Source organism: Oxalobacteraceae bacterium OTU3CINTB1 (genome assembly GCA_024123955.1).
In the GTDB taxonomy this organism is placed as follows: domain Bacteria; phylum Pseudomonadota; class Gammaproteobacteria; order Burkholderiales; family Burkholderiaceae_D; genus Rugamonas.
Genome location: CP099652.1, coordinates 6,350,386 through 6,369,575, shown reverse-complemented (window position 1 = coordinate 6,369,575; position 19,190 = coordinate 6,350,386). Strand labels below are relative to the sequence as shown.

The window sequence follows — 19,190 nt, the reverse complement described above, 5'->3', positions numbered from 1 at the left end:
GACGTAAATGAATGACATAGCGACCGCCCCCATCGCCCTGCTGGTCGAGGACGAGCCGCAAATCCGCCGCTTCGTGCGCGCCGCGCTGGAGGAGGAGGGCTGGCAGGTGCACGAGGCGGCGACCCTGCAGCGTGGCCTGATAGACGCCGGCACCCGCAAACCGGACTTGATCGTGCTCGATCTGGGCCTGCCCGACGGCGACGGCATCGATTTCGTCGCCGATTTGCGCAAATGGTCGACGGTGCCGGTGATCGTGCTGTCGGCGCGGGTCAACGAGGCCGACAAGATCCGTGCGCTCGACGCCGGGGCCGACGATTACCTGACCAAGCCGTTCGGTGTCGGCGAGCTGCTGGCGCGGGTGCGCGCCACCTTGCGGCGCCAGCGCCAGCCCGCCGCCGATAATGATGGCCTGATCGTGTTCGGCGACGTGACGGTGGACCTGAAGAACCGCCGCGTCACGCGCGCCGGGGAGAATGTCCACCTGACGCCCACCGAGTATCGACTGCTCGCGGTTTTGGTGGGTAACGCCGGCCGCGTGATGACCAATCCGCAGTTGCTGCGCGCGGTCTGGGGGCCGTCGCAAGGGGAGAACGGCCACTACCTGCGCATCTACATGGGGCACCTGCGGCACAAGCTGGAGGCCGATCCCACTCAGCCGCGCCATCTGCTGACCGAGACTGCGGTCGGCTACCGCCTTCAATTGCAATCATGATGTCGCAGCGCTTGATCCGCCAGACTTTGTCGACGGCGCATACATGACGGATTACCGCGTTCCGCCTGATCGCGCTACGTCTCATTTGCTCAAGGTCCGCATGGCCCGCTCCAGCCCATCCATCGTCAGCGGGAACATCCGGTTGTTCATCAACTGGCGGATGATGCTGACCGATTGCCGGTACTGCCAAATCCCTTCCGGCTCGGGATTGAGCCAGACGAACTTCGGAAACGCGTTCGTGAAGCGCGCCAGCCACTCGCTGCCCGCTTCCGCATTGTTATATTCGACCGAGCCCCCCGGCTGCAGCACCTCGTAGGGGCTCATGGTCGCGTCGCCGACAAAAATCAGCTTGGTATCGGCCGGGTACTTGCGCAGGATGTCCCACGTCGGAAAACGCTCCGAGTGCCGCCGCCGGTTGTTCTTCCACATATAGTCATAAACGCAGTTGTGGAAGTAGAAGAACTCCATGTTCTTGAACTCCGTCTTCGACGCCGAGAATAATTCCTCGGTGCGCTCGATATGGTCGTCCATGGTCCCGCCCACGTCGAACAGCATCAGCACCTTGATATTGTTCTTGCGCTCGGGCTGCATCTTGATGTCCAGGTAGCCGGCATTGCTGGCCGTGGCGCGGATGGTGGCGTCGAGCGCCAACTCGTCCTCCGCTCCCTGGCGCGCGAACTTGCGCAGGCGCCGCAGCGCGACCTTAATGTTGCGCGTGCCGATTTCCTTGTCGCCGTCGTAGTCCTTGTAGGCGCGTGCCTCCCACACCTTGACCGCCGTGCGGTTGCCGCCCTTGCCGCCGATGCGCACCCCTTCCGGATTGGTGCCGCCGTTGCCGAAGGGCGAGGTGCCGCCCGTGCCTATCCATTTGCTGCCGCCCTCGTGGCGCTCCTTCTGCTCCTTGAGCAGTTCCTGCAGGCGGTCCATGAGTTTGTCGTAGCCGAATTTTTCCAGCTCGGCCCTCTGCTCGGCGCTCAGCTCACGCTTCATGCGTTGCAGCAGCCAGTCCAGCGGAATCGCGCTGTTGGTCTCGAAGACGTCGTTGACGCCCTTGAAGTACATGCCGAAGGCGCGGTCGAACTTGTCGAAGTGCGCCTCGTCCTTCACCAGCGTGAGGCGCGACAGGTAATAGAAGTCGTCGAGCGAGGCGTCGATGACGTTCTTTTGCATCGCTTCGAGCAAGGTCAGGAACTCCTTGATCGTGACCGGGATTTTGGCGTCCTTGAGGGTGAAGAAGAAATCGATCAGCATTTCAGGCCTTCCCGTGCCGTTCCAGCCGGTAGCGCAGCTGCGCCTTGATCTCGGGCCATTCGCCGGCCGTGATGCTGTACATGACCGTGTCGCGCACAGTGCCGTCGCGCCGCACCGCGTGGTGGCGCAGCACGCCGTCCTTGCGCGCGCCCAGGCGCTCGATCGCCGCCTGCGAGGCGTGGTTGAAGTTATCGGTGCGCAGGCCGACCAGCGCCGCGCCCAGTTTTTCGAACGCGTGCGTCATCAGCAGCAGCTTGCAGGTGGAGTTGACGTGGCTGCGCTGGCGGCTCTTGGCGTACCAGGTGTAGCCGATCTCCATGCGGCCGATGCCCGGGACGATGTCGTGATAACTGGTCGAGCCGATGACGGCGCCGCTGACGGTGTCGATGACGGCAAACGCCAGCCGGGTGGGGCGCATCTCCAGCGCCTTGTCGATGTAGGCGTCCACTTCGTTCGGCGCCGGCACGGAGGTGACGCGCAAGGTCCACAGCTCGCCGTCCTGCGCGGCGGCCAGCAGGCCCTCGGCGTGCTGCGGCCCGAGCGGCTCGAGGCGCACGCCGTTCAATTCCAGGATGATCGGGGAGGGCGCCTTCATCAGCGGTTGGTCCTCGACATGAACACCAGGCGCTCGAACAGGTGCACGTCCTGCTCGTTCTTGAGCAGCGCGCCGTGCAGCGGCGGCACGATGGCCTTGGCGTCCTGGCTGCGCAGCGCCTCGGCCGGGATGTCCTCGGCCATCAGCAGCTTGAGCCAGTCGAGGAACTCCGACGTCGACGGCTTTTTCTTCAGGCCCGGCACGTCGCGCACCTCGTAGAAGCTTTGCAGCGCCTGTGCCAGCAAATCCTTCTTCAAATTCGGGTAGTGCACGGCGACGATCTGCTCCATCGTGTCGCGGTCCGGGAATTTAATATAGTGGAAGAAGCAGCGGCGCAGGAAGGCGTCGGGCAGCTCCTTCTCATTATTGGAGGTGATGATCACCAGCGGCCGGTGCACCGCCCGCACCATTTCGCGCGTCTCATACACGTAGAACTCCATCCGGTCGAGCTCGCGCAGCAGGTCGTTCGGGAACTCGATGTCGGCCTTGTCGATTTCGTCGATCAGCAGCACCACCGGCTCGGGGGCCGTGAAAGCCTGCCACAGCACCCCCTTGACGATGTAGTTCTGGATGTCGCGCACACGCTCGTCGCCCAGCTGGGAGTCGCGCAAACGCGACACCGCGTCGTATTCATACAACCCTTGTTGCGCCTTGGTGGTGGACTTGATATGCCATTGCATCAGCGGCATGTTCAGGGCGGCGGCCACTTCCTCGGCCAGCATGGTCTTGCCGGTGCCCGGCTCGCCCTTGATCAGCAGCGGGCGTTGCAGCGTCAAGGCCGCATTCACGGCCAGTTTCAGGTCATTGGTCGCGACGTACTGGTCGGAACCCTCAAAGCGTTGGGTGGCTTGCATGCGTGATGTCTCGGTGAAAAAGGGATTTGTCGAGTATAGGGGAGATTGGCCGATGTTGTGGCCCGGTATCACCCCGACAGGCGGCCTCGGCACTGTGTTGTTCCGGCAATGATTCTGTGTAGCTTAGAAAAATTTCTTGAGTTAGAATCGCAGCCTAATAGTGCAAAAGTCAAGTTTTGCATCCGCGGTAGTATCCGATTACTTACCTTGCAAACACCATGAAAAAAATCACCGCACTTCTCGTGCTCGCAGGCCTCGCCCAGACCGTCCAGGTCGCCGCCGCGGCGGAAATCGTGGGCAACGCCCAGAACGCCAAGGCCAAGGTTGAAATGTGTATCGGTTGTCATGGAATTCCGGGTTACAAAGCCACCTTCCCGGAAGTGTTTCAGGTGCCGATGATCGGCGGACAGTCGGCCAAGTATATTGAAAACGCGCTGCAGGCCTATAAGAAGGGCGATCGCAAGCATCCATCCATGAAGGGCATCGCCGCCAGCCTGTCGGACCAGGATATCGCCGATGTCGCCGCGTTCTACGCGCAGCAGACGCGCACCGCCGCGAAATGAGGACCGCCACTATGAAAAAACTGATCGCCGCAGTGTTCTGCTCCGCCCTGTCGTTCTCCGCCGTCGCTGGCGGCAATGTCGCCGCCGGCAAGGCCGTGGCCGACAAATACAGTTGCTTCACCTGCCATGGCAAGGATTACAACTCCCCGATCGACCCCAGCTATCCAAAGCTGGCCGGCCAGCACAAGGATTACATCCAGCACGCGCTGACCGCCTACAAGCGGGGCGACGGCGCCAACGGCCGCAACAACGCCATCATGACCGGCCAGGTCAAGCCGCTGACGAATCAGGACATCAAGGACCTGGCGGCGTATTTCCACAGTCTGCCGGGCAGCCTGGCGGTGCACCGCTAGACCGTCTGGCCAAGGCGGCGACGCCGCCCTCCAGCCGCGAAAAGCCACGCATTGCGTGGCTTTTTTGTATCTTTTCGCCGGTTTTTTTGTGTCCGTCTACGTAGTTTCTTCCGCTTTCCTTAAGTGTTATCCCTCATCTGGCGCCAACCTTGCGCTGCTAAAATCCTCTTTCTTGATAATATCTATGGACACTCGTTCAATTCTATTGTCGGTTTTCGCCGCCAATCGGCATTGAACAAGCATCGGCAGCCGTCACCCTCTTCGTCCGCGCGCAGTCATCGCCAAGGACGACCAGCCACCTTCGAATGCCACTTCCCGGCGCCATCGGCGTGCGGGATGGCCGGCAACGCCAGTCCCGAATACAGTCGGTACCTATGAATGGAGTTACGTATGCGTAAGTCATTATTAATTTTGATGTCGTGCCTGATCCTGGCGGCATGTAGCAAATCGCCCGCGCCGTCGGACGACAAACCGGTCGACGTGCTGCTCGTCGGCGCCGGCACCATGAGCGCCACCCTGGGCGCCATGCTCAAGGAAATGGACCCGAGCCTGACCATGGCCATCTACGAGCGCATGGATTCGGTCGCCGCCGAGAGCTCGGACGCGATGAACAACGCCGGCACCGGCCACTCGGCCTTTGCCGAACTGAATTACACGCCGGAAGCGGCCGACGGCCACATCGAAACCAAGAAAGCGGTCGAAATCAACGAGCAGTTCGAGATTTCCAAGCAATTCTGGGCCTACCAGGTCAAGAACAAGTACATCGGCGCGCCGCAAACCTTCATCAACAACGTGCCGCACATGGCCTTTGTCTGGGGCGACGACAACATCAACTTCCTGCGCAAGCGCTACGCCGCGCTGCAGAAGGAAAACCTGTTCAAGGGCATGCTGTACTCGGAAGATCCGGCCGTCATCCAGCAATGGGCGCCGCTGATCATGACCGGCCGCGACAAGGGCCAGAAAGTGGCCGCCACCCGCATGGAAATCGGCACCGACGTCAACTTCGGCAACCTGACCCGCGCGCTGGTCAAGCACCTGACCGACAGCCACGGCACCACCTTGAACCTGCGCCACCAGGTCGAAGACATCAAGCGCGGCACCGACGGCAACTGGAACGTCACCGTCAAGAACCTGGCCGACGACTCCGTCAAGACCGTGCGCGCCAAGTTCGTGTTCATCGGCGCCGGCGGCGGTTCGCTGCCGCTGCTGGAAAAATCGGGCATCCCGGAAGCCAAGGGCTACGGCGGCGTGCCGGTCGGCGGCCAATGGCTGGTCACCACCAACCAGGCGCTGATCGACCAGCACGCCGCCAAGGTGTACGGCAAGGCGTCGGTCGGCTCGCCGCCGATGTCGGTGCCGCACCTGGATACCCGCATCATCGACGGCAAGAAAGCGTTGCTGTTCGGCCCGTTCGCCACGTTCTCGACCAAGTTCCTGAAAAACGGTTCGTGGATCGACCTGCCGGCCTCGATCGACAGCGGCAACGTCCGCCCGATGCTGCAAGCCGGCTACGACAACATCCCACTGACCAAGTACCTGGTCGGCCAAGTGATGAATTCGCCTGAAGACCGTCTGGCCGCGCTGAAAGAATACCTGCCGACCGCCAAGCTGGAAGACTGGACCTTGCAAAACGCCGGCCAGCGCGTGCAGATCGTCAAGGACGACCCGGAAAAAGGCGGCCTGCTGCAGTTCGGTACGGAAGTGGTCGGTTCGGCCGACGGCAGCATCGTCGCGTTGCTGGGCGCCTCGCCAGGCGCCTCGACCGCGCCGCCGATCATGATCAAAGTGTTGCAGACCGCGTTCAAGGCCAAGCTGGCCACGCCGGAATGGGACGCGAAAATGAAGGCCATGGTGCCGTCCTACGGTCACAAGCTGAACGGCGATCCTGTCCTGGCGAACAAGATCCGCCACTACAGCAGCGATATTCTGGGCCTGAAGGCGTTCACGCTGGATGAGCCGGCAGTCGCCGCCGCACCCGCAGAGGCCGCAGCCAAATAAAGCAAGCCACAAAAAAGAAGAAGCCACGCTGATGCGTGGCTTTTTTTCATCCGGGGTCAGGTCCACCATTTCTACACGAGCTGGACAATTGACGAGCGAATTGCCGCCCTACAGTTGGGTTTGTGTAGAAATGGTGGACCTGACCCCGGAGTTGCTTTATTTGATACGGCGCTTGATGGCTTCGATGTAGGCGTCGCCGTCGGGAGGCGTGCCGGTGCGCTGGGCGTTCCAGATCATCTCGCCCAGGCATTCCATGATTTCGTGCTGCGCTTCGTGCGCGGAATCGAGCTTGAGGGTGAGGGCGGTGGCGGCGTCGCGGATGCCGCGCGGCTGGTCGATCGAGATCTGCTCGTCGATCGACAGGTGCATCGACAAATGCAGGAAGGGATTGGCTTGCGCGCCTTCGACCGAGTAATCGCGCGCCAGCGCCGCGTCGACGTCGGCCAGCACATCATGGTATTCGGGATGGTGGCGCGCCCAGTCGGCCGCCATCGCTTCGAGCGGGGTGAGGATTTCGTTGGCCCGCTGCTTGCGGTAGGCCTCGCAGAAGAAGCGGCGGACGTCGTCGGATGATGGATTGAACATGCCGCCATTGTACCTCCGGCGAAAAAAAAGCGGGACAGTGTGCCTGTCCCGCGTTTTTTGTTGCAGTCCTTGTTGCTGTTCTTGTTGACGCCTTGCTAACCGCTCAGCTGCCGCTTTTGACCGGCTCGGCCGGCCCCGCCGCGACGGTGGCCACGGTGGCCGTGGATGCCGCCTCGGTCGGCGCGCAGGCCGAGCCCGGTGGTTCCGGGTTCGGACGCGGCGCGTGCGCCTGGCGCAGGTAGCGCGAGCCGTGCTGGCGCCGGTCGTGGCCGTTGGCCGGCCACGTCAGGAAACGCGACAGCTCCTGCAGCGCGCGCTGGTAGACGTCGCGCTTGAACTCGATCACCACGTCCAGCGGCACCCAATACTCGTGCCAGCGCCAGGCGTCGAATTCCGGATGGTCCGTCAGGCGCAGGTTGACGTCGTTGTCGCGCGCGCACATGCGCAGCAGGAACCAAATCTGCTTCTGGCCACGGTAATGGCCGCGGATTTCCCGCTTGATGAAATGATCCGGCACCTCATAGCGCAGCCAGTCGCGGGTGCGGCCGACGATTTTTACGTGCTCGGCCCGCAGGCCGATCTCTTCCTCCAACTCCCGGTACATCGCCTGCTCAGGCGTTTCTCCATATTTGATGCCGCCTTGCGGAAACTGCCACGAATGCTCGCGCACCCGTTTGCCCCACCACACCTCGTTCTGCGCGTTGAGCAGGATGATGCCGACGTTGGGCCGAAACCCCTCCCGATCGAGCATATTGCACCTCAAACTTTCTGCGACTGAGCTCCCTGCTTATATTTTTGCCCATAAAAAGACGCCTCGGCTGGGTTTTCGGGGTACGAAAACGGTCGAAGGGCCATCTATTGAACGCATTTGTATAAAGTATGGACGCATCAGCCAGCTAATCCTTTAAAATTAGGTTGATTATAACTCTCTCTTTTTAAAAAGAATTCACCGTATGCGCGCCTCACGATTTTTTATTTCCACGCTTAAAGAAGCGCCTTCCGACGCCGAGATCGTCAGTCACCAGTTAATGATGCGCGCCGGCATGATCAAGCGCCTGGGCTCGGGCATCTACACGTACATGCCGATGGGCCTGCGCGTCATCCGCAAAGTCGAAGCGATCGTACGCGAAGAGATGAACAAGTCCGCCGCCATTGAGCTGCTGATGCCGCTGATCCAGCCGGCCGAGCTGTGGCAGGAAACCGGCCGCTGGGACAAGATGGGTGCAGAGTTGCTGCGCATCAAGGATCGCCACGGCCGCGAATTCGCCTTCCAGCCAACCGCCGAGGAAGTCATCACCGACGTCGTCCGCTCGGAAATTAAATCGTACCGTCAACTTCCGTTGAATTTTTACCACATTCAGACCAAGTTCCGCGACGAGCGCCGCCCGCGCTTCGGCCTGATGCGCGGCCGCGAATTTACGATGAAGGATGCGTACTCGTTCGACCGCGACCTGGCCGGCATGCAAGCGTCGTACCAGATCATGTATGACGCCTATGTGCGCATTTTCAACCGCTTCGGCCTGAAGTTCCGCGCCGTGGCGGCCGACAACGGCGCCATCGGCGGCACCGGTTCGCACGAATTCCACGTCATCGCCAGCACCGGCGAGGACGCGGTCGTCTACTGCCCGACCTCCGACTACGCGGCCAACATGGAAGCGGCCGAAGCGTTGCCGCTGAACGCCACCCGTCCAGCCGCCGTCCAGGCGCTGACCAAGGTCGCCACGCCGGACGCCACCAAGTGCGAGCTGGTCGCCGAGCAGCTCAAGCTGCCGCTGGCGCAGACCGTCAAAACCTTGGCGCTGACCGTCGAGACCGAAAAAGACGGCAAAGTGGCTAAACAGTATTTCATGTTGCTGCTGCGCGGCGACCATGAACTGAACGAAGTCAAGATGGGCAAAGTGGCCGGCCTGGCCGCGCACCGCTTCTCGACCGAGGCGGAAATCCTGGAAGTGTACGGCTGCGTGCCCGGCTATTTGGGTCCGATCGGCACCAAGGCCCCGGTCACCGTGGTGGCCGACCGCACCGTCGCCAACATGGCCGATTTCGTCTGCGGCGCCAACGACGCCGGCTTCCACTACACCGGCGCCAACTGGGGCCGCGACGTGGCGGAACCTGCCATCGTCGCCGACCTGCGCAACGTCGTCGAAGGCGACGCCTCGCCGGACGGCAAGGGCGTGCTGGCGATCGAGCGCGGCATCGAAGTGGGCCACGTGTTCCAGCTCGGCACCGCGTACTCGGAAGCGATGAAGGCCACCTTCCTCGACGAGAACGGCAAGCCGGCGCCGCTGCAGATGGGTTGCTACGGTATCGGCATCACGCGTATCCTGGGCGCCGCCATCGAGCAGAACTTCGACGACAAAGGCATCATCTGGCCGACGTCGCTGGCGCCGTTCGAACTGGTGCTGTGCCCGATGGGCATGGATCGCAGCGAGGCGGTCAAGGAAGCGGCCGAGAAGCTGTACGCGGACGCGCAGGCGGCCGGCATCGACGTCATCCTCGACGACCGTGGCCTGCGTCCGGGCGGCATGTTCGCGGACTGGGAGCTGATCGGCGTGCCGCACCGCGTGGTGATCGGCGACCGTGGCCTGAAGGAAGGCAACCTGGAATACCAGGGCCGCCGCGACACCGAAGCGACCGCCGTGCCGGTGGCCGATGTGATCAGCTTCATCCAGGGCAAAATGTCGCAGTGAGCAAGCGCGTTGTAGCCGGCGCCTTGTTGGCGCTGGCGCTGTCATCGATGATGGCGCCGGTGGCGCAAGCCGGCAATCAGAAGGAGGAGGCGCTGGCCGATGCGGTCCGCGTCGCCCTCGCCAACAGCATCAAGGATGCGACCCCGCCGCAGATCACCTTCCGCAACGACGCAGAACGGCTGCGTTATGAGGGCTGGCTGGCGCAGATGTCGGCCCGCCTCAAGCGCAAGCTGCCCGACGAGCAAACCCGCCATGAGTTTCTTGCCACCGTGTGGTACGAATCGCGTCGCGCCGGGCTGGAGCCGGGCATGGTGCTGGGGTTGATCCAGGTGGAGTCGGCGTATCGCAAGTACGCTGTTTCGCTGGTGGGCGCGCGCGGCTATATGCAGGTGATGCCGTTCTGGACCAATGTGATCGGCGACCGCGACCGCAGCGCGCTGTTCAATATGCAGACGAATCTGCGCTACGGCTGCGCGATTTTGCGCATGTACATCGACATGGAGGGCGGCAACCTCTACCTTGCGCTGGGCCGCTACAACGGCAGCCGGGGCCGGCCGCAATACCCGAACGCCGTGCTCGCGGCGTGGAACAACTGGAAATAAGCGTGGCCTGACGAACCACGGCCGCCGTGAGGAGAAATTGTGAAACTTGTCAGTAACGTAATAATTCTAGCGTTCGCTTTCGCGGTCGGCGAAAACACTCACGCGCAAGAGAGGACACTCTACGAACGACTCGGTGGCGGCGAAGCTCTCACCCGGGCGGCAAACGAACTAGTCGAGAACGTTTCACATGACCCCCTTACACGCCGTTCATTCGAAGGGGTGGCGTTGAAACCATTAAAGGCCAAGGTGGCCGAGCATCTGTGCGTCATTTCCAGCGGGCCCTGCACGTACAGCGGCGAGAACATGGCTGTTGCCCACACGGGGCTGGCGATCACGGCTGACGAGTTTCGGATCATGGGCGCCTACCTGCACACAGCGTTTTTACGTCAAGGGGCGGACCCCCAAGCCCTATCCGAGTTGGAAGCAATCCTCGAAAGCCTGCGTCCAGATATTCTGAATAAATAGGCAACCAGACTGTTGCGGCGCCGTGGGCAAAACTCCGTGTCGCCGCGGTTGCGCCGCAATAGCGCCTGATCAGATGATGATATCGCTCTTGGGCGGCGCCGCTTTCGCTTCCAGTTCCGCCAGACGCGTCTCCAGCGTTTCCAGCTTGGCGCGGGTTTTCGCTAAAACTTGCGTTTGAACATCAAATTCCTCGCGCGTTACCAGGTCCAGTTTGGAGAATCCCTGCGTCATCATGGACTTGACGTTCTTCTCAATGTCCTTTGCTGGTGAGTTTTGGACGGCTTGGCTGATCTTGTTCTGCAAGTCGTTAAAAAAAGTGTTCATATCCATAATATTCCTTGATCTGTTGGGGTTCTGTAAGCACTATAAATGTGCATGCATGCGTCATTGTGGTGCAAAACCAAAGACTCTCGCGTTCGACACTTTCAGATTATCACTTTCTTCGGAGTACGTCCGTTGTCGCGGATGCTACGGCAGCTATCCGGCGAGCAACATTAGCTGGCACGCATTCTGCTATAGAAGTCAATGAATGCCGCTCACTGCTTTGCCTCACAAGGATTTTACCCGTAACCGTATTCCCTATCTGTGACTAAGTTCGATAACTACAAGGACAAAATTATGAAAAGCACGAACCTGACCCTGATCGCAGCACTGACCTTCGCATTCGCCACCATGAGCGCTTCGGCGCTGGCCCAGGAAGCGCAACCCGCGCCTGCGGCCCCGGCCGCTGCCGAACCGGCACCGGACCACCAGATCAGCTACAACGTCGCTGTCGCCACCGACTACCGTTATCGCGGCATCTCGCAAACCCGTCTCAATCCAGCGCTGCAAGGCGGCGTGGATTACGTGAACAATCCGACCGGCCTGTATGTCGGCACCTGGGCCTCGACCATCAAGTGGGTCAAGGACGGTGGCGGCGACGCCGATATGGAAATCGATGTCTACGGTGGCAAGCGCGGCGAGTTCGCCCCGAATGTCACCTACGATGTCGGCGGCCTGTATTACTACTACCCGTCGAACAAGCTGGCCACCAGCGCCAACACCTTCGAGTTGTACGCCCAACTCGGCGTCGGTCCATTCTCCGTCAAGTATTCCCGCTCGACCACCAATCTGTTCGGCACCGCCGACAGCAAGGACAGCGGCTACGTCGACGCCCAGCTCAACACCGAGATCTATGACGGCTACATCCTGAACGTCCACCTGGGCCGCCAGACCGTCAAGAACAACTCCGCCTTCAGCTACAACGACTACAAACTCGGCTTCACCAAAGATTTCGGCGTCGTGACCGTGGCCGTGGCCGCGTTCTCCACCGATACCGACGCCTATGTCGGCCGCGGCAAGAACCTCGGCAAAACCGGCGCCGTGCTGACCATTTCCAAAACCTTCTAAGCGAGGCTTAGCATGAAAATGATTACCGCCATTATCAAGCCGTTCAAGCTCGACGAGGTCCGCGAGGCCTTGTCGGCGATCAACGTGCAAGGCATTACCGTGACCGAGGTGAAAGGCTTCGGCCGCCAGAAAGGCCACACCGAGCTGTATCGCGGTGCCGAGTACGTCGTGGACTTCCTGCCGAAGACCAAGATCGAGGCGGCGGTGGACGATGCCATCGTCGAACAGGCGATCGAAGCGATTGAAGGCGCTGCCCGCACCGGCAAAATCGGTGACGGCAAGATCTTTGTGTACAACCTGGAACAGGTGATCCGTATTCGTACCGGTGAAACCGGCCACGAAGCTCTTTAAGGGGAAGATTGATGAAGAAAACTATAACAACATTGCTCGCTGGGGTTTCCATCCTGTTCGCACTCGCCGCGCCGGTCCACGCCCAGGAGGCCAAACCGGCTGACGCGCCGGCCGCCGCCGCCACCGCGCCCGCCGCCGCCGCACCCGAAGCGCCGGCAGCGCCTGCCGCCGCGCCGGCCGCGGCCGCGCCTGCCGCCGCAGCAGCACCTGATGCACCCGCCGCACCGGCGCCAACGCCGCAGAAGGGCGACACCGCCTGGATGATGGTCGCGACCCTGCTGGTGATCCTGATGACGATTCCCGGCCTGGCGCTGTTCTACGGCGGCCTGGTCCGTTCCAAAAACATGCTGTCGATCCTGATGCAGGTGTTCATGGTCTTCGCCCTGATCGTGGTGCTGTGGTGCGTGTACGGCTATTCGCTGGCATTCACCGAAGGCAACGCCTTCTACGGCAAATTCGACCGTGCCTTCCTGAACGGCATCTGGGATCCGGCCAAGGGCGCCTTCTCGTACGCCGCCACCTTCAGCAAGGGCGTGGTCATTCCTGAATTTATCTACGTCGCCTTCCAGGCCACGTTCGCCGCCATCACCTGCGGCCTGATCGTCGGCGCCTTCGCCGAACGCGCCAAGTTCACCGCCGTGCTCGCTTTTGTCGTGCTGTGGTTCACCTTCGCCTACCTGCCGATCGCCCACATGGTCTGGTTCTGGACCGGTCCGGACGCGATCAAGGACGCGGCCACCGCCGCCACCGAAGGCGCCAAAGCGGGCTTCCTGTTCCAAAAAGGCGCGCTGGACTTCGCCGGCGGCACCGTGGTGCACATCAACGCCGCGGTTGCCGGCCTGGTCGGTGCCTACATGATCGGCAAACGCGTCGGCTACGGCCGCGAATCGATGGCCCCGCACTCGGTCACCATGACCATGATCGGCGCCTCGCTGCTGTGGGTCGGCTGGTTCGGTTTCAACGCCGGTTCGGCGCTGGAAGCCGCTGACATCGCCGCGCTGGCCTTCATCAACACCTTGCTGGCAACCGCCGCCGCCACCGTGGCCTGGGTATTCGCCGAGTGGATCTTCAAAGGCAAGCCATCGATGCTCGGTGGCGCCTCGGGTGCGGTGGCCGGTCTGGTCGCCATCACCCCGGCCTGCGGTTTCGTCGGCCCGATGGGCGCGCTGGTCATCGGCCTGGCCGCCGGCGTCGTCTGCCTGTGGGGTGTGAACGGTCTGAAACGCCTGCTGGGCGCCGACGACTCCCTGGACGTGTTCGGCGTCCATGGCGTCGGCGGTATCCTCGGCGCGATCCTGACCGGCGTGTTCGCTGCGCCGTCGCTGGGCGGCCAGGGCATCTTCGACTACGTTGCCAACAAAGCATCGCCTGACTACTCGATCATGGGCCAGGTCACCACCCAGGCGACCGCCGTCGGCGTCACCATCCTGTGGTCGGCTGTCGTCTCGTTCATCGCCTACAAATTGGTCGACGTGGTCATCGGCCTGCGCGTTCCGGAAGAGGAAGAGCGCGAAGGCCTGGACATCACCACCCACGGCGAGTCCGCTTACCACGCTTAATCGTTGTTGTTGTAATAACCCGCTTCGGCGGGTGCCCACAAAAGCGCCTCGAATGAGGCGCTTTTTTCGTTTGCGGGCCATTTCCACCTTTAAAATAGGGTTTTCGCCCTGATTTGGGCTATCTGCAAGGTAATATTTGAGGTTCTGTTGCCTGGAGGGCCGTCCTCCCGCACATTTAAGGAAGTAATCATGGTTCCCCATCTCGTCACGGCTCTGACCGGTCCGCTGCTCGATCTCGAAGAAAAAATCCTGGCCGCCACGCCGGCCATTGAGCGCTGGTTCCGTCTGGAATGGCAGGAACACACGCCGCCGTTCTATTGCTCGGTCGATATGCGCAACGCCGGCTACAAGCTGGCGCCGGTCGATACCAACCTGTTCCCGGGCGGTTTCAACCACTTGGCCACGGAAATGCTGCCGCTGTCGGTGCAGGCCGCGATGGCCGCGATCGACAAATATTGTCCTGACGCGCGCAATCTGCTGCTGATCCCGGAAATCCACCAGCGCCACCCGACCTACTGGCAAAACGTCGCGCGGCTGATGCAGATTTTCCGCCAGACCGGCCTGCACGTGCGCCTCGGTTCGCTGTCGCCGGAGGTCACGCAGCCGACCCCGATCGCTCTGCCGGACGGCAATATGCTGGTGGTCGAGCCGCTGGTGCGCTCGGCCAACGGCCGCCGCGTCGGCCTGAAGGACTTCGATCCGTGCACGATTTTGCTCAACAACGACCTGTCGGCCGGCATTCCGGAGATTTTGCAGAACATCCATGAGCAGAGCCTGCTGCCGCCGCTGCACGCCGGCTGGGCCGTGCGCCGCAAGAGCAACCACCTGAACGCGTATGACGAGGTGGTCAAGAAGTTCGGCAAGCTGATCGGCGTCGATCCGTGGATGCTCAACCCGTTCCACGCCAAGTGCGACGCGGTCAACTTCCGCACCGGCGACGGCTACGATTGCCTGGCCGCCAATGTCGACGCGCTGCTGGCCAAGATCAAGAAGAAGTACAAGGAATACGGCATGAAGGAGCACAAGCCCTTCGTGATCGTCAAACCGGACGCCGGGACCTACGGCACCAGCATCCTGACGATCAAGGATTCCAGTGAAATCAAGGACTTGAGCCAGGCCCAGCGCGACAAGATGATCGTCATCAAGGATGGCAAGGAAGTGACCGACTTCATCATCCAGGAGGGCGTGCCGACCTTCGAGAGCATCAAGGACGACGTCGCCGAGCCGGTGGTGTACATGATCGACCGCTACGTGGTGGGCGGTTTCTACCGCGTGCACGCGGAAAAGGGCGTCGACCAGAACCTCAACGCGCCCGGTTCGCAGTACGTGCCGCTGGCGTTCGCGCAGCAGCACGCGGTGCCGGATTTGAAGGCGAAGCCGGGCACGGCGGCGCCGAACCGTTTCTACGTCTACGGCGTGGTGGCGCGGCTGGCGCTGCTGGCGGCGTCGCTGGAAATGGAACGCACCGATCCCAATCCGGAAGTGTATTAAGCCGACATTATCGGCTTGGCAAGGGCCACCGGGCTAGCGGCCTCGTCCGCTCCCCGGTGCGGGCGGCGAATCTCGGCTAAAATCAGGCATTACCCAGATTGGATGCGCCCATGAAAATAGCTTTCCTCGCCGATCCCTTGGCCAGTTTCAAGACCTACAAGGATTCGACCTACGCCATGATGGTGGAGGCCGCCAAGCGCGGCCATACCGTCTACGCCTTCGAGCAAAAAGACATGGCCGTCAACGGCGGCGTGGCCTATGCCAAAGTTGCCGAAATCACCATCCTGGACGACCTCAAGGACTGGTTCCGCGCCGCCCCGGCCGTGGAAACCAACCTCGGCGAGTTCGACGCGATCATCCAGCGCAAGGACCCACCGTTCGACATGGAATACATCTACGGCACCTACATGCTGGAGCTGGCCGAGAAACAGGGCGCCAGCGTCTTCAACAAGCCGTCGACCATCCGCGACCACAACGAAAAGCTGGCCATCGCCCAGTTCAGCGAGTTCACCTCGCCGACCCTGGTGACGGCCGACGAGGCGCGCATCCGCGCCTTCCAGGCCGAGCATGGCGACGTCATCCTCAAGCCGCTCGACGGCATGGGCGGCACCGGCATCTTCCGCGTCAAGCCGGACGCGATGAACCTGGGCGCCATTATCGAAACGCTGACCGACAACGGCAAGCGCACGATCATGGCCCAGCGCTTCATTCCTGACATCGCCAAGGGCGACAAGCGCATCCTGGTCATCGGCGGCAAGCCGGTGCCGTTTTCGCTGGCGCGCATCCCGCAAAACGGCGAGGTGCGGGGCAACCTGGCGGCCGGCGGCCTTGGCGTGGCGCAACCTTTGACCGAACGCGACTTCGAAATCGCCAATACCCTGGGTCCGATACTGGCGGCGCGCGGCTTGTTGCTGGTAGGATTGGACGTGATTGGGGATTGCTTGACGGAAGTAAACGTTACCAGCCCGACCTGTTTCCAGGAAATCACCCAGCAGGCCGGTTTCCCGGTCGCGGCGATGTTCATGGATGCGGTGGAGGCGGCCGTGGAAGCGGCGACCCCGGCCCGATGATGGATATTCAAAATAATTTTGCCGGACGGCCTCAAAAACCTCCGCGCTCACTGGCGGTTTAAGAATATGGTTGGCATACTGCTTATGACGCACGCACCGCTGGGACAGGCTTTCATCGCCGCCTGCGCGCATGTGTTCCGTGGTCCGACCGAGCGGCTCGAGGCGATCGATGTGATCGCCGACCAGGACCTCGGCGAAGTGCAGTCCCTGGCGGCGGCGGCGATCAAGCGGCTCGACGACGGCGACGGCGTTTTGATCATGACCGATGTCAAGGGCGGTACCCCCGCCAATTGTTGCGACCGGTTGGCGGATGCGGGCCGGGTGGAGGTCATCGCCGGCATCAGTTTGCCGATGCTGCTGCGGGCCATCACCTACCGGCGCGACACGCTCGACGTGGTCGTCGAGATGGCCCTGGCCGGAGCGCAAAGCGGAGCGGTGCGCGTCGACAACCGGATTCGCGTCGTGTAGCGACGGCGCGGGAATTTTTTGTGCGGCTTATTTGCGCGATTTGTTTTGCGCCGATTTCTCATTGAGACAAAAGAAAAATGATTCAACAAGAACTTGAGATTATCAACAAGCTTGGACTGCATGCCCGGGCTTCCGCCAAATTTACCCAACTGGCAGCAAAGTTTCAAAGCGACGTATGGCTGACCCGCAACGCGCGCCGCATCAACGCCAAGTCCATCATGGGCGTGATGATGCTGGCCGCCGGCAAGGGCGCCAAGGTCACGCTGGAGGCCGACGGCCCCGATGAAAGCGAATGTATCGCCGCCTTGTCCGCACTGGTCAACGACAAGTTCGGCGAAGGCGAGTAATGCCCTCGGATCGTAGCCGTTCCCGCATTTTCACTGGTCCACCCATGGCTTCCTTCACACTGCACGGCATTCCTGTCTCCCGCGGCATCGCCATCGGCCGCGCGCACAAGCTGGCGCCGGCGGCGCTCGACGTCAAGCATTACCTGGTGGCCGAGGAGCATCTGGAAGCGGAAGTGGTGCGGCTGCAGCAGGCGCTGGCCCAGGTGCACAAGGAACTGCAAACGCTGTGGAACGAGCTGCCCAAGGACGCGCCGACCGAGTTGGGCGCCTTCATCGACGTCCACGCGCTGATCCTGTCGGACCCGATGATCTCGGAGGCGCCGCTCGACATCATCCGCGCGCGCCACTACAACGCCGAATGGGCGCTGCTGACGCAGATCGACGAGCTGTCGGCGCAGTTCGACGAGATCGAAGACCCGTACCTGCGCGAGCGCAAGGCCGACATCCAGCAGGTGGCCGAGCGCGTGCTCAAGGTGTTGATGGGCACCGCGCAGATCCTGCCGCCGACCACCAGCAGCGGCGACGAATTCCAGGCGCAGATGATCATCGTCGCCCACGACATCTCGCCGGCCGACATGCTGCAGTTCCGCGACCGCTCGTTCATCGGCTTCGTCACCGACGTCGGCGGCCAGAACTCGCACACGGCGATCGTTGCGCGCAGCCTGGACATCCCGGCCGCCGTCGGCATGTCCGGCGCCTCCACCCTGATTGAGCAGGACGACTGGCTGATCATCGACGGCGACGCCGGCGTGGTCATCGCCAACCCCAGCGCGCTGGTGTTGGAGCAGTACCGCGAGCGCCAGGGCGCCGCGCTGCGCGCCCGCAAAAAGCTCAATAAGCTCAAGAAAACGCCGGCCATCACCAGGGACGGCACCGAGATCACGCTGCTGGCCAACATTGAGCTGCCCGACGACTGCCCGGCGGCGATGGAGGCGGGCGCCAACGGCGTGGGCCTGTTCCGCTCCGAGTTCCTGTTCATGGGCCGCAACAGCAAGATCCCGTCCGAGGACGAACAGTTCGAGCAGTACAAGCGCGCGGTGGTGGCGATGAAGGGGCGGCCGGTGACGATCCGCACGCTCGATATCGGTGCCGACAAGCCGCTCGACCAGACCGAGCACACGGCGCTCAATCCGGCGCTGGGCCTGCGGGCGATTCGCTATTGCCTGGCCGAGCCGCAGATTTTCCTCACGCAGCTGCGCGCCATCCTGCGCGCGTCGGCGTTCGGCAAGGTGAAGATTCTGATCCCGATGCTGGCGCACGCGTTCGAGATCGACCAGTCGCTGGCGATGATCGCCCAGGCCAAGGCCGAACTGCGCGAGGCCAAAATCAAATTCGACGATACGGTGCCGGTGGGCGCGATGATCGAAATCCCGGCGGCGGCGCTGTCGCTGCCGATGTTCGTCAAGCGCATGAACTTCCTGTCGATCGGCACCAACGACCTTATTCAGTACACCCTGGCGATCGACCGGGTTGATTATGAGGTCGCGCACCTTTACAATCCGCTGCATCCGGCTGTGCTGCAGTTGATCTCGATGACGATTGCGGCCGGGCATAAAGCCGGGATCGACGTCGCCGTGTGCGGCGAAATGGCGGGCGACGTCAAGCTGACACGCCTGCTGCTGGGCATGGGACTGCGCGAATTCTCGATGCACCCGGCGCAGCTGCTGTCGGTCAAGCAGGAAATCCTGAACAGCGACCTTGCGCGGATCGTTCCGCAAACCCGCAAGATCATGCGCTCGATGGAACCAGGTGCAATTGCAGACGCGGTCGAACAATTGCAACTGATGTAAGTCGGTGGGACCCATCCTCGCGGTCCCGCCCTGATACATGGCCCGTGGGGCCGCCCC

Annotated in this window: 21 protein-coding genes; 15 read left to right on the top strand and 6 right to left on the bottom strand. The window is 62.0% G+C overall.

What is annotated here, in order from left to right; genetic code table 11:
* Positions 1–7: 7 nt before the first annotated feature.
* Complete coding sequence (gene kdpE / locus NHH73_27740; protein USX26310.1) at positions 8–712, top strand: two-component system response regulator KdpE; 705 nt, start codon at positions 8–10, stop codon at positions 710–712.
* Positions 713–793: 81 nt separating this feature from the next.
* Here kdpE and NHH73_27735 read toward each other — a convergent pair whose 3' ends face one another.
* From NHH73_27735 to NHH73_27725, 3 genes are read right to left on the bottom strand one after another with little or no spacing between them, the layout of a single operon-like run.
* The gene (locus tag NHH73_27735; protein USX26309.1) at positions 794–1,963 is read right to left on the bottom strand and encodes a hypothetical protein; all 1,170 of its coding nucleotides are present in this window, start codon (positions 1,961–1,963) and stop codon (positions 794–796) included.
* 1 nt (position 1,964) lies between these two features.
* Positions 1,965–2,558 (bottom strand): GNAT family N-acetyltransferase, encoded by a 594-nt coding sequence (locus tag NHH73_27730; protein USX26308.1) that lies wholly within the window; start codon positions 2,556–2,558, stop codon positions 1,965–1,967.
* On the bottom strand, positions 2,558–3,412 hold the full coding sequence (locus NHH73_27725; protein ID USX26307.1) for a MoxR family ATPase: 855 nt from the start codon (positions 3,410–3,412) through the stop codon (positions 2,558–2,560). The genes NHH73_27730 and NHH73_27725 overlap by 1 nt, the downstream gene beginning before the upstream one ends.
* Positions 3,413–3,630: 218 nt before the next feature.
* Here NHH73_27725 and NHH73_27720 point away from each other — a divergent pair, with 218 nt between their 5' ends.
* The 3 genes from NHH73_27720 to mqo all read left to right on the top strand — a co-directional run bounded on the left by NHH73_27720 (position 3,631) and on the right by mqo (position 6,326).
* Positions 3,631–3,975, top strand: a complete 345-nt coding sequence (locus NHH73_27720; GenBank protein USX26306.1) for a cytochrome c — start codon at positions 3,631–3,633, stop codon at positions 3,973–3,975.
* A gap of 11 nt (positions 3,976–3,986) precedes the next feature.
* Positions 3,987–4,328, top strand: coding sequence for a cytochrome c (locus NHH73_27715; GenBank protein ID USX26305.1), 342 nt, complete (start codon positions 3,987–3,989; stop codon positions 4,326–4,328).
* Between the two features lie 390 nt (positions 4,329–4,718).
* Positions 4,719–6,326 (top strand): malate dehydrogenase (quinone), encoded by a 1,608-nt coding sequence (gene mqo / locus NHH73_27710; GenBank protein USX26304.1) that lies wholly within the window; start codon positions 4,719–4,721, stop codon positions 6,324–6,326.
* Positions 6,327–6,482: 156 nt separating this feature from the next.
* Here the strand turns inward: mqo and NHH73_27705 are convergent, their stop codons facing one another.
* Together NHH73_27705 and NHH73_27700 are read right to left on the bottom strand one after the other, a co-directional pair.
* Entirely contained in the window at positions 6,483–6,911 is a 429-nt protein-coding gene (locus NHH73_27705) for a DUF1841 family protein (protein ID USX26303.1), read from the bottom strand.
* 103 nt (positions 6,912–7,014) lie between these two features.
* Positions 7,015–7,662, bottom strand: coding sequence for an RNA pyrophosphohydrolase (locus NHH73_27700; protein ID USX26302.1), 648 nt, complete (start codon positions 7,660–7,662; stop codon positions 7,015–7,017).
* Positions 7,663–7,864: 202 nt separating this feature from the next.
* On the opposite strand from NHH73_27700, the gene NHH73_27695 reads away from it, so the two are divergent.
* From NHH73_27695 to NHH73_27685, 3 genes are read left to right on the top strand one after another with little or no spacing between them, the layout of a single operon-like run.
* A complete protein-coding gene (locus tag NHH73_27695) occupies positions 7,865–9,601 on the top strand; it encodes a proline--tRNA ligase (GenBank protein USX26301.1) in 1,737 nt (578 codons plus the stop codon).
* A gap of 47 nt (positions 9,602–9,648) precedes the next feature.
* Positions 9,649–10,203, top strand: a complete 555-nt coding sequence (locus NHH73_27690) for a lytic transglycosylase domain-containing protein (GenBank protein ID USX29727.1) — start codon at positions 9,649–9,651, stop codon at positions 10,201–10,203.
* 39 nt (positions 10,204–10,242) lie between these two features.
* Positions 10,243–10,668 carry a group 1 truncated hemoglobin gene (locus tag NHH73_27685; GenBank protein USX26300.1) on the top strand — a complete coding sequence of 142 codons (426 nt, stop codon included), beginning with the start codon at positions 10,243–10,245 and terminating at the stop codon, positions 10,666–10,668.
* Positions 10,669–10,737: 69 nt separating this feature from the next.
* On the opposite strand, the gene NHH73_27680 is transcribed toward NHH73_27685, so the two are convergent.
* On the bottom strand, positions 10,738–10,998 hold the full coding sequence (locus NHH73_27680) for an accessory factor UbiK family protein (protein USX26299.1): 261 nt from the start codon (positions 10,996–10,998) through the stop codon (positions 10,738–10,740).
* Positions 10,999–11,286: 288 nt separating this feature from the next.
* On the opposite strand from NHH73_27680, the gene NHH73_27675 reads away from it, so the two are divergent.
* From NHH73_27675 to ptsP, 8 genes are all read left to right on the top strand, one after another.
* Positions 11,287–12,057 (top strand): TorF family putative porin, encoded by a 771-nt coding sequence (locus tag NHH73_27675; GenBank protein ID USX26298.1) that lies wholly within the window; start codon positions 11,287–11,289, stop codon positions 12,055–12,057.
* 12 nt (positions 12,058–12,069) lie between these two features.
* On the top strand, positions 12,070–12,408 hold the full coding sequence (locus NHH73_27670) for a P-II family nitrogen regulator (protein ID USX26297.1): 339 nt from the start codon (positions 12,070–12,072) through the stop codon (positions 12,406–12,408).
* Between the two features lie 260 nt (positions 12,409–12,668).
* Positions 12,669–13,967, top strand: coding sequence for an ammonium transporter (gene amt / locus NHH73_27665; GenBank protein ID USX29726.1), 1,299 nt, complete (start codon positions 12,669–12,671; stop codon positions 13,965–13,967).
* Positions 13,968–14,156: 189 nt separating this feature from the next.
* Entirely contained in the window at positions 14,157–15,458 is a 1,302-nt protein-coding gene (gshA, locus tag NHH73_27660) for a glutamate--cysteine ligase (GenBank protein USX26296.1), read from the top strand.
* 110 nt (positions 15,459–15,568) lie between these two features.
* Positions 15,569–16,528 carry a glutathione synthase gene (gshB, locus tag NHH73_27655; protein USX26295.1) on the top strand — a complete coding sequence of 320 codons (960 nt, stop codon included), beginning with the start codon at positions 15,569–15,571 and terminating at the stop codon, positions 16,526–16,528.
* Between the two features lie 66 nt (positions 16,529–16,594).
* Positions 16,595–16,996 (top strand): PTS fructose transporter subunit IIA, encoded by a 402-nt coding sequence (locus NHH73_27650; GenBank protein USX26294.1) that lies wholly within the window; start codon positions 16,595–16,597, stop codon positions 16,994–16,996.
* A gap of 77 nt (positions 16,997–17,073) precedes the next feature.
* Positions 17,074–17,343 carry an HPr family phosphocarrier protein gene (locus NHH73_27645; protein USX26293.1) on the top strand — a complete coding sequence of 90 codons (270 nt, stop codon included), beginning with the start codon at positions 17,074–17,076 and terminating at the stop codon, positions 17,341–17,343.
* A 44-nt stretch (positions 17,344–17,387) separates the two neighbouring features.
* Complete coding sequence (gene ptsP, locus NHH73_27640) at positions 17,388–19,133, top strand: phosphoenolpyruvate--protein phosphotransferase (protein USX26292.1); 1,746 nt, start codon at positions 17,388–17,390, stop codon at positions 19,131–19,133.
* The last annotated feature ends 57 nt before the right edge of the window (positions 19,134–19,190 follow it).